Source organism: Microbacterium sp. LMI12-1-1.1, from assembly GCF_040676455.1.
GTDB lineage: Bacteria > Actinomycetota > Actinomycetes > Actinomycetales > Microbacteriaceae > Microbacterium.
On sequence record NZ_JBEGIA010000012.1, the window covers coordinates 1,055,880 to 1,070,468 of the forward strand.

General features: G+C 73.6%; 7 protein-coding genes. All 7 read left to right on the forward strand.

The window, feature by feature from the left end:
* The first annotated feature begins 45 nt into the window (after positions 1-45).
* The 7 genes from MRBLMI12_RS13245 to MRBLMI12_RS13275 are packed head-to-tail and all read left to right on the forward strand — an operon-like array spanning position 46 to position 14,260.
* Positions 46-1,188: a serine/threonine-protein kinase gene (locus MRBLMI12_RS13245; RefSeq protein ID WP_363356918.1), complete on the forward strand. Its 1,143-nt coding sequence runs from the start codon at positions 46-48 to the stop codon at positions 1,186-1,188.
* Complete coding sequence (locus MRBLMI12_RS13250; protein WP_363356920.1) at positions 1,188-7,157, forward strand: Ig-like domain-containing protein; 5,970 nt, start codon at positions 1,188-1,190, stop codon at positions 7,155-7,157. Before MRBLMI12_RS13245 ends, MRBLMI12_RS13250 begins: the two co-directional genes overlap by 1 nt.
* 57 nt (positions 7,158-7,214) lie before the next feature.
* Positions 7,215-8,180 (forward strand): AAA family ATPase, encoded by a 966-nt coding sequence (locus MRBLMI12_RS13255; protein ID WP_349426340.1) that lies wholly within the window; start codon positions 7,215-7,217, stop codon positions 8,178-8,180.
* On the forward strand, positions 8,177-9,619 hold the full coding sequence (locus tag MRBLMI12_RS13260; RefSeq protein ID WP_363356921.1) for a DUF58 domain-containing protein: 1,443 nt from the start codon (positions 8,177-8,179) through the stop codon (positions 9,617-9,619). The genes MRBLMI12_RS13255 and MRBLMI12_RS13260 overlap by 4 nt, the downstream gene beginning before the upstream one ends.
* A complete protein-coding gene (locus MRBLMI12_RS13265) occupies positions 9,616-12,171 on the forward strand; it encodes a transglutaminaseTgpA domain-containing protein (protein ID WP_363356922.1) in 2,556 nt (851 codons plus the stop codon). The genes MRBLMI12_RS13260 and MRBLMI12_RS13265 overlap by 4 nt, the downstream gene beginning before the upstream one ends.
* On the forward strand, positions 12,168-13,676 hold the full coding sequence (locus MRBLMI12_RS13270; protein ID WP_363356923.1) for a DUF5684 domain-containing protein: 1,509 nt from the start codon (positions 12,168-12,170) through the stop codon (positions 13,674-13,676). Before MRBLMI12_RS13265 ends, MRBLMI12_RS13270 begins: the two co-directional genes overlap by 4 nt.
* The gene (locus MRBLMI12_RS13275; RefSeq protein WP_363356924.1) at positions 13,673-14,260 is read left to right on the forward strand and encodes a hypothetical protein; all 588 of its coding nucleotides are present in this window, start codon (positions 13,673-13,675) and stop codon (positions 14,258-14,260) included. The genes MRBLMI12_RS13270 and MRBLMI12_RS13275 overlap by 4 nt, the downstream gene beginning before the upstream one ends.
* The last annotated feature ends 329 nt before the right edge of the window (positions 14,261-14,589 follow it).

Genomic DNA, 14,589 nt, shown 5'->3' on the forward strand with positions numbered 1-14,589 from the left:
GACGGCACGGGTCGTGTCAAGGTAGCGGACTGCGGGGGAGGTGTGGTGGCCACACGGCTTCCCTCGGCGCCCCCGATACTTCCCGGGCTGGCCTACATCCGCCCACTCGGCTCCGGCGGATTCGCCGACGTCTTCCTGTACGAGCAGGACATGCCCCGCCGCAACGTCGCGGTCAAGGTCATGCCCAGCGACGTGCGCGACCCCGAGCTGCGGCGCATGTTCAACGCCGAAGCCGATGTGCTGGCGCACCTGTCCGCCCATCCCTCGATCGTGACCGTCTACCAGGCCAGCATCTCCGCCGACGGGCGGCCGTACATCGTCATGGAGTACTGCCCCGGCTCGCTCGCGCAGCGCTACCGGGTGGAGCGCATCCCCGTCGAGGAGGTGCTCGCGATCGGCGTGCGCATGGCGAGCGCGCTGGAGTCGGCGCATCGCGCCGGCCTCATCCACCGCGACGTCAAGCCCAGCAACATCCTCATCACGACCTTCGGCACCCCGGTGCTCGCCGACTTCGGCATCTCAGCGTCGCTCCAGCGCAAGAGCGGCGGCGAGGTGCTGGCGATGTCGATCCCGTGGAGCTCGCCCGAGGTCGTGGCCGAGCAGACCAGCGGCACCGTCACGAGCGAGGTGTGGAGCATCGGCGCGACGGTGTACTCGCTGCTCGCGGGTCACAGCCCCTTCGAGCGGCGTGAGCGCGGGCAGAACACCAAGGATCTGCTGCGGCGTCGCATCGCGCGCGCCACCTACGTCGAGATCCCCCGCGCCGACGTCCCGGCGTCGCTGCAGAGCGTGCTCGCCACGGCGATGAGCCGCGACCCCGGTCGCCGCTACGACTCGGCGCGTGCGTTCGGCGAGGCGCTGCGCGAGGTGCAGGCGGGGCTGGGCCTCTCGCCGACGCCGCTCGAGATCCCCGACGCGGAGTGGTCACCGGCATCCGGTCCGGTCGACTTCGGCGACTCGGCGCTGCGCGGACCGGCCCGCTCCCATGTCGAGCGCGACCTCACCCGCAAGTCCCGGGCAGGCACCGGGGTGGCAGCCCTCGCCCGTGACGAAGACACGGAGATCTCGGCGCCCGCGCGCCGCAGACGCGGCGGCGGCGCGCTGCCGTGGGTCGTCGGCATCGGCGCGGGAGTGGTCGCCGGCGCCGGCGCCGTCGTCGCGGTGCTGCTGGCCGTGGGGGTGCTGTGATGCGCCGCGGCACGGTCACCGGCCTCGTCGCCGCCGGCGCGGTGGCGGCCGCGGTGATCGGGGTCAGCATCGTGTGGCCGGGCCTGGACGCCCAGGAGACACCCGACGTGGACACGGCGGTGTGGGCGCTGCAGACCGGCGACGGCAGGCGCTATGCACGGGTGAACACCTCGGTCGGCGAGCTCGACACCGTCCGCAGCATCAGCAATCCCGATCAGGTGGTGCAGACGGGGGATGCCGCGTACCTGTTCAGCGACAGCTACAGCACGCTCACCCGCATCGACGCGGCGATGCCGGCGGACCTCGATGAGGAGGCGCTGCAGGCGTCGCAGAAGACGCCGCCCGGCACCACCGAGGTCGTCACCGCGGGTGACTACGTGGCGTATCTCACTGACTCGGGCGCCGTGTTCGCCGGGCGGCTCTCCAGCGGCTCGGCATCCCAGCTCGACCCGTTCCGCACTGACGACGAGGACACGCCGCAGTACACCGCCGAGGCGATCGCGGTCGACGCCCGGGGCGTGTTGTTCGCGTACTCGCGCGCCGACGGCTCGGTGCTGCGCTACGACGTCCGCGACGGCCAGGTGCGCGACCGCGACACCCTCGACGCCGATGGGCTCGCCGCGCCGGCGATCACCGCCGCGCGTGACACGTGGGCCGTCGTCGACACCGAGGACGGCGATGTCTGGCTGCGGGGCCAGGACGGCCCGGTCCGGACGCCGACGACCGGCACCGTGGTCGTCGGCGCGCCTGATGCCGGCGGCACCGACGTCTACCTCGCCGACGACACCGCGCTCGTGCGCGTGCCGGCCGACGGCTCCAGCATGGCGACCGAGGTCGGCGGCGGCACCGGCACGGTGCTCGGAACCCCGGCGCAGCCGGTCACGCACGACGGCGAGACCTACGCCGCCTGGCTGGGCACGGGTGACGCGGGCGGGCTGCTGTGGCGCTCGAACGGCGCGACGGTCGTCCTCGACTACGGCGCCGAGGCGATGGGCGACCAGGTCCGCCCGGTCTTCGTCGCGAGCGACTCCGCCGTGATCCTCAACGACACGCGGTCGGGATGGGCGTGGTCGGTGCCCGACGGCGCCCTCATCGCCTCGAGCCAGGACTGGAGCCTCGACGACCGCACCGACCCCGACGCGGTGCCGAGCGGCGAGCAGCTGCAGGTCGTGCTCGACCCGAAGCCCCCGATCGCCGAGCCGGACGCCTTCGGGGTACGCTCCGGGGCGCTCGCCTCGCTGCCGGTGCTGATGAACGACCACGACCCGAACGAGGACGTGCTCACGATCGACCCCGCGTCGGTCACGGGCCTCGATCCCGCCTTCGGCGCCGTGACGGTGACCGACGACGACCAGCGCCTCGCGGTGCGTGTGCAGCCCGGCGCGACGGGCTCGGCCACCTTCTCGTACGCCGTCACCGACGGCACGACCGAGAACGGCCTGATGTCGGAGTCGACGACCGTCACCGTCACCGTGGCGGATGCCGCCGCCGAGTCGGCGCCGGAGTGGTGCGGCGTCGAGCGCTGCCTCGTCGAGTGGCCGCAGCCGGAGGTCGCGCGCGGTGGCACGGTGACCGTGCCGGTGCTCCCCGGCTGGGTGGACCCGGAGGGCGACCCGCTGCTGCTGCTGTCGGTCGAGAACGTGACGGGGACCGGAAGCGTCGCCTCGACACCGGGCGGCGACGTCGTCTACCAGCACAGCGACACCGGCGACGGGGGCGAGCAGCTCATCGAGCTCGCGGTCACCGTCGCCGACACCCAGGGGCAGACGGCGGTGAAGTCGCTCACCGTGAAGGTGTCGCCGCAGCCGCAGCTGGCCGCCCAGTCGTTCGCCGTCACCGACACGGTGGCATCTGGCATGACCATCGACGTCGCAGACCACGTCACCGGCACGGCGGGAACGCTCTCGCTCGAGTCGGTGCGCGTACTCGACGACGCCGCGGCGACGGCGACCGTGGTCGGCGGCTCGACGTCGTTCGACTTCACGGCGCAGAACCCCGGCACGTTCCGCGTCGACTTCACGGTGACGGACGGCGTCAGCGAGGCGGCCGGCACGGCCCGCATCACCCTGCTGCCCGCCGACGCGCCCGCCCAGCTCTCGACCTCGCCGGTGGTGGCGTTCGTGCACCCCCAGCAGGACGCCACGCTCGAGGTCTTCGACGCGGTCTCGAACCCGACGCGCCGCGTGCTGCTGCTGAGCGACGTCACCGCGCGAGCCGACGACGGCGCCACCCTGTCGGTCGACGCCGTGGGCCAGAACCACCTGCGGGTGTCGGGCACGACGGCGGACGGCGCCGCCGGCCGGCTGGGCACGGTCTCGTACGTCGTGAGCGACGGCACCGAGGACACCGGCGCGAGCGTCCAGGGCGAGGCCACGGTGTACCTGCTGCCTCCGGCGCCCGAGCTCGCGCCGATCGCCGTCGACGACACCGTGGTGGTGCGTGCCGGCGCGCAGATCGACATCCCGGTGCTCGACAACGACATCGCGCCGTCGGGCGGCCTGCCCACCCTCAACCCCGCGTCCGTGCGGTCCTCGTCCGATGGGGCGCTGGCCTTCGCATCGGGCGACCTGCTGCGCTACCTGGCGCCCGGCGAGCCCGGCGAGTACGGCATCGAGTACTCGGTGTTCACCACCGGTGCGCCGGCGCTCGCCGACACCGCGGCGGTGCGGGTGCGGGTCATCGACGCCGACGCCAACCGCGCACCGACGGCCGACACGCTCGAGGGTCGCGTGCTGAGCGGCCAGTCCGCGCTCATCGAGTTCGACGGCTTCGGGATGGATCCCGACGGCGACGTCGTGACGCTGGACCGCATCGTCGCCCAGCCCGAGCGCGGGGCCGCCACGATCACGGCCGACGGCGCGTCGATCATGTACACGAGCGTCCCGGGTGACAGCGGGCAGGTGTCGTTCCGCTACCGCGTCGTCGACGCGTTCGGCGAGACCGCCGAGGGCACCGTGCGGGTCGGCGTGCTGGACAGCGAGGCCAACCCGAGCCCGGTCACCTTCACCGACTACGTGCAGGTGCAGGCGGGCGACGGCAACACGATCCGCGTGAGCCCGCTCTCGAACGACGTCGATCCGACGATGGGCGAGCTGCGCGTGACCGACATCCGTCCCGACGTGCCGGCGACCCTCATCGACGGCAGCGACAATCCGGAGTACGAGCGTCTCGGCGACCAGATCGTCGCCGTCGACGACGCGACGGTCCGCATCGCGGCGGGCGACGAGCCGGCGACGATGTCCTTCCTCTACGACGTGGAGTCCTCGTCGGGCAACACGGGGCGCGGCCTCATCGTGGTGCGGGTGGTGCGCGAGAGCGTGCCGGACTACCCGGTCGTCGCCGACACCAGCCTCACCGTCGAGAGCCGCGAGGACTTCCCGCGGGGCGTCGACGTGCTGGCGGGCAAGGTCACGTGGTCGGGCGGCGACGCCGGCGACCTCGAGCTCTCGCTGTGGGGCGACCCGCAGGGGGTTACGGTGCAGGGCTCGCGCCTGCGCGGCGCGCTCCCCGAGACCACACAGCTCATCCCCTTCGCCGTGACCGGCGAGAGCGCTGCCGGTGAGGTCACGTCGTACGGGTTCCTCCGCGTGCCGGGTGACGACGACCTGGCGCTGACGCTCCGCGCGGGCGCGGCATCCCCCGAAGTCACCGAGCTCGAGTCGGGGACCTTCGACATGGCGAGCCTCGTCGCACGCCCACGCGGTGCGCTCATCGAGATCGGCGACGACGTCCGGGCATCCGGAGCCCGTGCGGAGGCCAGGTGCGCGATCGATTCGGGCACGGTCATCCGCTACGACGCCGGAGCGGGCGCACCGTGGGTGGACGCGTGCCAGGTGCCGGTGCGGCTGTCGGGCGACGAGGAGTGGACTCTCCTCTCGGTGCCGATCGTGGTGCACCCGCGCGATCCGCAGCCCGAGCTGCGTCCCGGCTCCATCACGGTCGGTCCCGGCGAGACCGCGTCGTTCGACCTCAAGAACATGACCACGTGGCAGCTGCGCGAGGACTGGGACGGCATCGTGTACGCGACCGAGCACTCGGGCACCGCGTTCCAGGTGACGCAGGAGGGCTCCACCGTGACCGTGACCGGCGCCGATCGCGCCGTCCAGGGGTCGGAGGAGGCCGTCCTGGTGTCGGTCACGAGCCACCCCTCGGTGACGCCCGCGCGCCTCATCCTCCGCGTCGGCGCCGCGCCGTCGACGCTGCCGCAGGGCGGCTCCGTCGTGCAGCAATGCTCGCAGGCGTCCGGCTCGTCGTGCACCATCCCGGTCATCGGCGCGGGCGGCGAGGTCAATCCGCTGCCGCGCACCCCGCTCGAGGTCGTCGATGTGCGGCCGACGGGATCGTGCGCCGGCGTGGGATTCCAGGTCGCGTCGGCGACGTCGATCACGGCGACGTGGACGACGGATGCCCCGGGGGCGACGTGCACCGCCACATTCTCGGTCCGCGACGCCCAGGGCCGGGTCACGAACGCCGAGCGCGACGGGCGCGTGCTGCTGGATCTGCTGGGGTACCCCAAGCCGCCCGCGAGCATCAGCCAGGCAGCCTACGCCGACGGCACCGTGACGCTCCGGGTCGACCCGGGACAGGCACGCGCGGCGTATCCGGCGCTCTCCGGCTTCGTCGTCCGCTCGGGTGGCCAGGAGGTCGCGCGGTGCGCCGCGGACGGCGTCTGCCCGCCCGTCGCAGCCCCCAACGGCGAGCAGCGCACCTACGAGGCGTGGGCGGTCAACGCGGTGGGCGAGTCGAAGGGGAGCGTCCGCACCCTGGCCTGGGCGTACGACGCGCCGCTCGCGCCGACGAGCGTGACGGCCGCCCCCGTCGTCACCGGCGACGGCGCCGGCGGGATCGTGTCGCTCGTGATCGACGGCATCGAGGTGGGTGAGACGGGAAGCCTCGAGATCTCGAGCCCCGCCGGCGAGGTGGTGCGCGTGCCGGTCAACGGCAACCGGACGAGCGTCGAGGTGCCCTGGTACCGCGTGGGCAGCAACACCGCCTCGCTGATCACCGTGACGCCCTACTCCCGCTTCGACCTGCCGCCGGGGCTCGGCGGCAGCGCATCGGGCGCCGCCGCGACCGTGCAGGCAAACGGCATCGGCAGTCCGCTGTCGCCGCAGCTGACGCTCAGTGCGGCGTCGAACGGCGACGGCACCGCCACCGTCACGGCGCGTGGGTCGGCCGTGGTCAACGGCGACGGATCGGGCCTGCGCTACGGAATCGTGCAGGACGGTGACCGCTGCAGGGTCATCGACGGCGGCGAGACGGCCACCTTCCCCGGGCTGGAGGACGGCGAGGAGTACCCGTTCCGGATGTGCGTCGAGTCGTGGTGGGACGACGAGTCCTTCGGCCGCGTCGAGACGACCGCGACCGTCCGCGCCCAGCAGTCGGGCAGGGCGCCGCAGGGCTGGACGTTCGCCGTTGACGGCAGGCCGAACGTGCAGGAGCAACGCGCCGACTGGGTGATCCGCGAGAACCCCACCACGACCGAGCGGCTTCCGAACCGCAACCGCGCCGAGTTCCAGGGATGGGGCCCCGGCAGCACGGTGTTCGGCCAGGATCCCGGCATCCAGGTGCGATACGTCCACGAGTTCTGGGGCACGGCGACCACGTGGTCGACCGTGACCCCGCGCGCCGGCAGCGCCCCGTACCAGGTGCAGGCGAACTGGACCGTCACATCGTGCGTCGGCGGGAGCCCGCTCGCCTACCGTGGCCAGTCGTCGAACGCCCCGAACGGCTCGTCAGCCGTCTTCGCCTTCGGGAACTCCCAACTGCGCTACTACGACGAGGACGACAGGCTGCTCCCGCACACGGTCGACACGTGGGACGTGCCCATCGGCGCGAAGCGGGTCGAAGGCATTTCCGTGACGGTGAACTGGGACGCCCAGGGCTGGGGGCTGGCCCCCGCGAGTACCGAGTTCTCGGCGGCGTGCCAGCCGAACAACGGCAATCCCCAGCCGCCCCCCGCACCCTGACCACCGGCATCCATCCGCTCGCCGCAGGCCCCACCCGCACACCACAGAGGACAGCACATGACGATCACCCAGGAGCAGGCCGACTGGTTCGCGCAGACGTTCGGGCAGATCGCCGACAACGTCGAGCGCGCCGTGCTCGGCAAGCGCCACGTCGTCGAGCTCGTCCTCACCGCGATGCTCAGCGACGGCCACGTGCTGCTCGAGGACGTGCCGGGCACGGGCAAGACCTCCCTCGCCCGGGCGATGGGGCAGTCGGTGCAGGGCACCAACACGCGCATCCAATTCACGCCCGACCTGCTGCCGAGCGACATCACGGGGCTCAGCGTCTACGACCAGAAGGAGGGCGTGTTCGAGTTCCATGCCGGCCCGATCTTCGCCAACATCGTGCTCGCCGACGAGATCAACCGTGCGAGCCCCAAGACCCAGTCGGCGCTGCTCGAGGTCATGGAGGAGGGGCGCGTCACGATCGACGGCGTCTCTCGCGAGGCCGGCATCCCGTTCCTCGTGCTCGCCACGCAGAACCCCGTCGAGCAGGCCGGCACGTACCGTCTGCCCGAGGCGCAGCTCGACCGCTTCATGATGCGCACGTCGCTCGGCTACCCCGACCACGCCGCGACCGTCCGCATCCTCGACGGCGCGGCGATCGCGACCGCCGACCTCGGCCCGATCATCACGCCGCAGGCCCTGGTCGGGATGGCCGACCTCGCGGCCCAGGTCTACGTCGACGCGCTGGTGCTCGACTACATCGCGCGGCTGGTGGACGGCACGCGCACGGCCGACGAGGTGCGCCTGGGCGTCAGCATCCGCGGCGCTCTCGCCCTCACCCGCGCCGCGCGCACCCGCGCCGCCTCGCAGGGCCGCACGTACGCGACGCCCGACGACGTCAAGACGCTCGCGGTGCCGGTGCTCTCGCACCGGCTGATCCTGCACCCCGAGGCCGAGTTCGACGGGGTCACCCAGGAGACCGTGGTCGGCCAGGTGCTGCTCGACGTGGCGCCGCCCGCGAGACGCGAAGCGGTATGAGCACCCCCGAGCGCGCCGCCGCCGGGCCGGGGGACCGCCGACGCGGCGGGACGGGCACCCTCGAGCCGCGCATCACCCGCACGGTCTCGTCGACCGGCACCGAGGGTCGCACGCACCTCACGACGACGCTGACCGGCACCGCGACGAGCGTGGAGCCGCGGCGCGGTCGCACGTTCGTGCGCGCGGCCGTCTGGTGGACGGCGGCCTGGCGGGCGGCGGGCGCAGGGATCTCGACGGCCGCCGCATGGTCTGCACGCACGGTCCGGCCCGCCGGCGTCCTGGCGGCGGTCGCGGCGACGGCCGGGCTGCTGCTCGGCGTCGCGTTCGGCTGGGTCGAGTTCATGGTCGCGGGGGCGGCATCCCTCCTCCTGCTGGTCGCCGCCGTGCCCTTCCTGTTCGGCGCGCGCGCCTACGACGTCGATCTCACGCTCACGCACCAGCGGGTCGTCGCGGGCGACGGCGTCGACGGGCGCATCGTCGTGCGCAACGACGGCCACCGGGTCGCGCTTCCTGGTCGCATCGACGTCGCGGTGGGCGCCGGGCTGGTGGAGTTCGGTGTGCCGCTGCTGCGTCCCGGGCACGCCATCGAGCAGCCGCTGGAGATCCCCGGCCTCGCCCGCGGCATCGTGACAGTGGGTCCGGCGACGACCGTGCGCAGCGACCCCATCGGGCTGCTGCGTCGTGAGCACTCGTTCCCCGACGTGCACGACCTCTACGTCCATCCCCGCACCACCGGTCTGCCCTCGACGAGCGCGGGGCTCATCCGCGACCTCGAGGGCTCTCCCACGCGACGGCTCGTCGACGCCGACATGTCGTTCCACGCGATCCGCGAATACGTGCCCGGCGATTCGCGCCGCCAGATCCACTGGCGCTCGACGGCGAAGACCGGTCGCCTCATGGTGCGCCAGTACGAGGAGTCACGGCGCTCCCGCATGGCCGTCGTGCTCGCCGTGGCCGAAGCCGAGTACGCGGACGCCGACGAGTTCGAGCTGGCGGTGTCGTGCGCCGCGTCGCTGGGCCTGCGCGCCGTGCACGACGCCCGGGACGTGCAGATCGTCACCGGCTCGGAGATCCCGCGGGTGGTCCGCGGCCGCCTGCGCGCGATCCGCCGCATTCCCGCCGCGGCGCCCCGCCCGATGCTCGACGGGTTCAGCGGCGTCGACCTGCTCGAGAGCACGATGCCCGTGGGCGAGGTGTGCCGCCTCGCCGCCGAGTCGGGCGAGCGCCTCTCGATCGCGTTCGTCGTCGTCGGCTCGCGCGTGCCGCTCACGCGGCTGCAGCAGGCGGCGCTCGCCTTCCCGGCCGACACGGCCGTCGTCGGCATCATGTGCGACGAGCGCGCCCACCCCCGCATGCAGCCGCTGTCGAGCATGACGGTGCTCACGGTCGGCACCCTCGATGACCTGTCGGGCCTGCTCCTGCGGGGAGCCACGTCGTGAGCGGCCCGATCCCCGTGCCGATGAGGACGGATGCCGCATCCGCGGGTGCCACAGAGACGTCGGCTCTGCGCGCTCCCCGCCTGGTGCCCCGCATCGGCGTGGGCGTGGCGTTCGCGGTGGTGATCGCCGCGATCGCGGCGGTGGCCGCCTGGCCCATCTACCGCTCCGGCTCCTTCACGGTGCTGGTCGTCGCCGGAACGTTCGTGGGCGGCGGCATCGCCGCGCTGGCGTGGTGGCGGGGCTGGAACGGCTGGTCGGTCGCGGGACTCCTCGCTGCCGCGGTGCTGCTGCTCGGCATCCCGCTGGCCGTCCCCTCGCGACTGGGATCCCCGGAGGACCTGCTCCGTGGGCTCGGCGAGCTGGCCAGCGGCCTCGTGCTGGGGTGGAAGGACCTCGTCACGGTCGAGCTGCCGGTCGGCTCGTATCGCAACCTGCTCGTGCCCGCCCTGGTGGTGTTCCTCGTCGGCACCTGCGTGGTGTTGCTGCTGGCCTGGCGCGAGGACAGCGCCGCCTATGCCGCCGTTCCGGTGGCCCTCGGCATGGTGACGTTCGGGCTGTTCTTCGGACGCACCACCGTGAGCGCCCCGTGGCGGCTCGGCCCGGTCGCGCTGTACGCCCCGGTCGAGACGGCCGTGGGCCTCGCCGGTCTCGTGACCTGCCTGCTGTGGCTCGCGTGGCGCACCCACGACGAGCGCATCCGTGCGCTGCAGCGGGCCGCGGCATCCAGCGGGGTGCGCATCTCCCGCCGGCCGACGGGTGCCGACCGCCGCCGGACGGCGCTCGGGGCCGGCATGGTGGCGGGCGCCCTGGTGCTCGCGGTGGCCGTCGTGCCCTTCGCCGCCCGCGGCGCGGAGCGCGACGTGCTGCGCTCGGCGGTCGGCCCCGACATCGACCTGTCCGCCGAGGTCAGCCCGCTGACGGAGTATCGCGCCCTGTTCGGCGACGACCGCGCCGGCGACGTCCTGTTCACGGTGGAAGCGGCCGACGGCTCGGGGATCGCGCTCCCCGAGCGCGTGCGCATCGCGACCCTCGACGCGTACGACGGCGAGGTCTTCCGCTCGGGCGGCGAGGGCGCCGTCGACGCTGGCCGGTTCGTGCGGGTGCCCTCGATTCTCGACGCGGGTGAGGGATCGCCGGTCGAGGCGCGCGTCGAGATCGACGCCTGGGACGGGATCTGGATGCCGACCGCCGGCCGCCTCTCGACGGTCGAGTTCGAGGGCGACAGGTCGGCGTCGCTCGCCGACCGGTTCTACTACAACGCCGCCGCCGCGGCCGGCGTGCAGACCGCCGGCGGCGGGCTCTCAGCCGGTGACAGCTACGTCGTGCGCGGGGTCGAGCCGCCGACCGCCGGCCTGGCCGAGCTCGAGGCGCCCGGAAGCCCCGGCGGGGTTGCTGCCCCCGAGAGCCTGCGCACGTGGATGGACGAGCATGCCACGGGCTCGGGCGGCGCCGCCCTCGCCGGGCTGGTGTCGCTGCTGCGGGAGCGCGGCTACCTCAGTCACGGGCTCTCCCGCGGAGCGGAGCAGCCCGCGTGGGCGGCAGCGCTCCCCGATTACACGTTCCAGCCGAGCGCCTCGGGCCATTCGCTGGCCCGTGTCGACACCATGTTCGCGCGCCTGCTCGAGCGCGAGACGGATCAGCGGGCCACCGCGTCCGACAACTACGTCGCCGCGATCGGCGACGACGAGCAGTTCGCGGTGGCCGTCGCACTCATGGCCCGCGAACTCGGATTCCCGTCGCGCGTCGTGCTCGGCGCGCGCCTCACCTCGGCAGAGCCCGGTCTCGCCACCTGCGACGACGGCGCATGCCGCGCGCAGGACCTCACGGCGTGGACCGAGGTGCAGTCGGCCGCCGGTGAATGGGTCGCCGTCGACGTGACGCCGCAGTACGCCGTGTCTCCGAGCCTGGACGTCACCGAGCAGCGAGACCCCGAGAACGTCACCGAGGTGCGCCCCGAATCGGTCGAGGAGGTCGTGCCGCCGGATCCCGCGCAGGAGGACTCGGGGCAGGAACGCACCCCCGAGGAGGACTCCGCCGTCGACCTCGCGTGGCTCTGGCCGGCGCTGCGCATCGGCGGCATCGCGCTGCTGGTGCTCGCCCTGGCCTTCGGTCCGCTGCTGATCGTCGTCGGGACGAAGGCCGCCCGCCGCCGGGCTCGGCGACGCACCGGCACCCCGGCATCGCGCATCGCCGGGGGCTGGGACGAGTACGTCGACGCCGCGCTCGACACGGGCCGCACAGCACCGAAGACGCTCACCCGGAGCGAGCTCGCCGCCGCCTTCGCGACGCCCGCCGGGGCGGAACTCGCGCGCGCCGCAGATCGTGCCGTCTTCTCGCGCGCCGAGCTCTCGGCCGACGAGGCCCGGCGCTACTGGGCCGCCGTCGACGCCGAGCGGCGGATACTGCGCAGCGAAAAAGGGTTCTGGCGCGGAGCCCGCGCGACCGTATCGTTGAGATCGTTGCTCCGACCACTGGCGCCCGAAACGGGCGTCCGCAGCAGATTCGCCGAGAGGGGGAGACGACGGGCCCAGCCTGTGCGTCCCATGCCATGAACGCCACCGATGCCACCGCCGCCGTCTTCGGGACGCTGACCGGTCTCCTCCTGTTCGCCGGTCTGTACGTCTGGACGGCCCTCGCGCTGTCAGCGGTGTTCCGCAAGTCCGGCGAGGAATCCTTCAAGGCCTGGGTGCCGATCCTCAACATCGTCGTCGTCCTGCAGCTGGCGGGGCTGTCGCCGTGGCTCGTGATCCTGGCGTTCATCCCGTTCGTGAACATCGCGTTCCTGGTGGTCCTCGCGATCGCGCTGTACCGCCTCAACGTCGCGTTCGGGTTCGGTGCGGGCATGACGGTGGTCGGCGTCCTGCTCTTCCCGGTCTGGGCGTCGATCGTCGGCTGGGGAAGCGCCCGCTGGGTCGGACGCGAGCAGTCGTCCGCATCCCGCGGCGCGCACGGCGGCGGCGTCCGTCGCGGGTCGGCCGAGACCGCCGGCCCTCCGCCGCTGCCGCCGTTCCCGACCCCGGCGCCGCACTCCGGCGAGGGCGCCGCGTTCCCGGCGGCTGCGACCGGGGCCAGCGGATTCGCGCCGCCCCCGAGCGCCTCTTCCGCCTTCCCGGCGACGAACGTGCCCGCCGCGCCGGCCGCCGACGCGCACGAGGTCGCACCGCCCGTCGGCGGCTGGACGCCCCCGCCGCTTCCCGGTCGCCCGGTCGCCGCTCCCGTCGCCGCCGGCCGGGCCGAGGACGACGCGCACGACGCCGAGCCGGCGCCCGCAGACCGGTGGCAGGGCTTCGGCCAGGATGCCGCCGACCTGAGCTCCGAGGTCACCGGCGCCGTGCCCGGTGCTCCCGCCCCCATCTCGGCCGTTCCGATCGCTCCCCGGTCGTTCGTCTCGCCCCCGCCGGTCTCCTCCACCGCCGCTCCGGTGGCGGCATCCGACCCATCCGCCGCGCCCGAGGGCAGCACGGGGGAGCACCTCACCCGCCCGCCCGTGATGCGCGTGCCGGTCGCCGACGCCCCGAATGCCGAGGCCGAGCCGTGGGCTCCGGCACGCTCGCCGATGAGCGACGCCGACGCCTTCCCCGAGGCGTCCGGTCCGGTCTCGGCGATCGCCGGGGCTCCGGACGCCGGTGTGCCGCTCTCCGCGCGGTCGTCGGTGTCGGCCTTCCACGGCAAGCCCGAGATTCCCGACGAGGACGTCTTCGACGAGACGATCATCGCCCGCCGCAAGCGCACCGACTGGACCCTCGTCCCGCCGACCGGCGACCCCGTCGCGCTGTCGGCGGAGGTCGTCATCCTCGGCCGGCGCCCGGCCGGCGACCCCGATTTCCCCGGCGCGCAGCTGGTCTCGATCCACGACGGGACGGTGTCCAAGACGCACGCGAGGCTGACGCTGCGCGACGACCGCTGGTACGTGACCGATCTGGACTCGACCAACGGCGTCCTCTTCGCGACGGTGATGGGCACCGAGGTCGAAGCGCCCACCGGTGAAGAGGTCGAGGCCGGAGACCGGTTCCTGCTGGGCGACGCCGAGGTCCGGCTGCGGCGGAGCGACGGGTGATCGACCCCGACGACGAGCGCACCGCCCTGTCGCGGCGCGCCGTGCGGGAGCCCCCGGACGAGGCACCCGACGAACGGACGCTTCCCGCGAGGCGGCGCCGAACTGGAGCGACGGATGCCGCGCTGCCTGCCGACGTCGACGTCACGGTCGTATCGGCGCGCTCCCTGATCCCCCCGAACTCAGAGCTGACGACCCAGGCGGCGACCACGTCGGCACCGGTCGGTCCGCGCCGGAGCGCCCACCCTGCGGCGGACATCGACGAGCTGACGGCGACGGTGCGACGGAGGGAGAGCGCCGCCCCGGCGGGCCCCGCCGCGCCGGCGGGCACACCGGCGCCCCGGGCTCGGGTCGCGTCCGCGCCGCGAGCGGATGCGAGCCCCTACCGTGCGCGGTCCGTCCCCGCGACAACGGCTGCGCGCGCCGAGCCTGCCCGCCACGCGCCACAGGCGTACGTCGACACGGCGGCGGCCGAGGCGGCCGTGAGGCGCCGCCGACGCCGCCGGGCCATCGTCGCGGCGGTGGCGGCATCCGTTCTCGTCATCGTCGTCGTTGTGTCTCTCGCGGCTCTGCTGACCGCCGGCTGACCGGGCTGACCGCAGCCCCATCTGGCCCGCGCCACGGCGTGTCGCAGCCTCGTTCTGCCCGCGGCGTGCTTGCGCGTTTGCCCGGTCCCCGAAAGCCACGTATCATGGATCGGGTGTGCGCTCACGCGCGCCGTCAACCGTGCCTCGGTGCGGCGAACGGTGTGGGCGCCGCATCTCAGGGAACGGCCTGCGAACAGGCCACCCCCACGGCATACCCACCAAGCAAAGCGCGTCAGTCATTCTGCCGCGTCGGTGGGTCCGCGTGAGCCCGCAGCGTCATGAATCGCAAGATCCGGATGCAGCGGGGGAGACCACGACGCTGTCACCGT

Bases quoted from the DNA above. Each gene is read 5' to 3' on its own strand.
- MRBLMI12_RS13250 (WP_363356920.1), top strand. From the start codon at position 1,188: ATGCGCCGCGGCACGGTCACCGGCCTCGTCGCCGCCGGCGCGGTGGCG.
- MRBLMI12_RS13255 (WP_349426340.1), top strand. From the start codon at position 7,215: ATGACGATCACCCAGGAGCAGGCCGACTGGTTCGCGCAGACGTTCGGG.
- MRBLMI12_RS13260 (WP_363356921.1), top strand. From the start codon at position 8,177: ATGAGCACCCCCGAGCGCGCCGCCGCCGGGCCGGGGGACCGCCGACGC.
- MRBLMI12_RS13270 (WP_363356923.1), top strand. From the start codon at position 12,168: ATGAACGCCACCGATGCCACCGCCGCCGTCTTCGGGACGCTGACCGGT.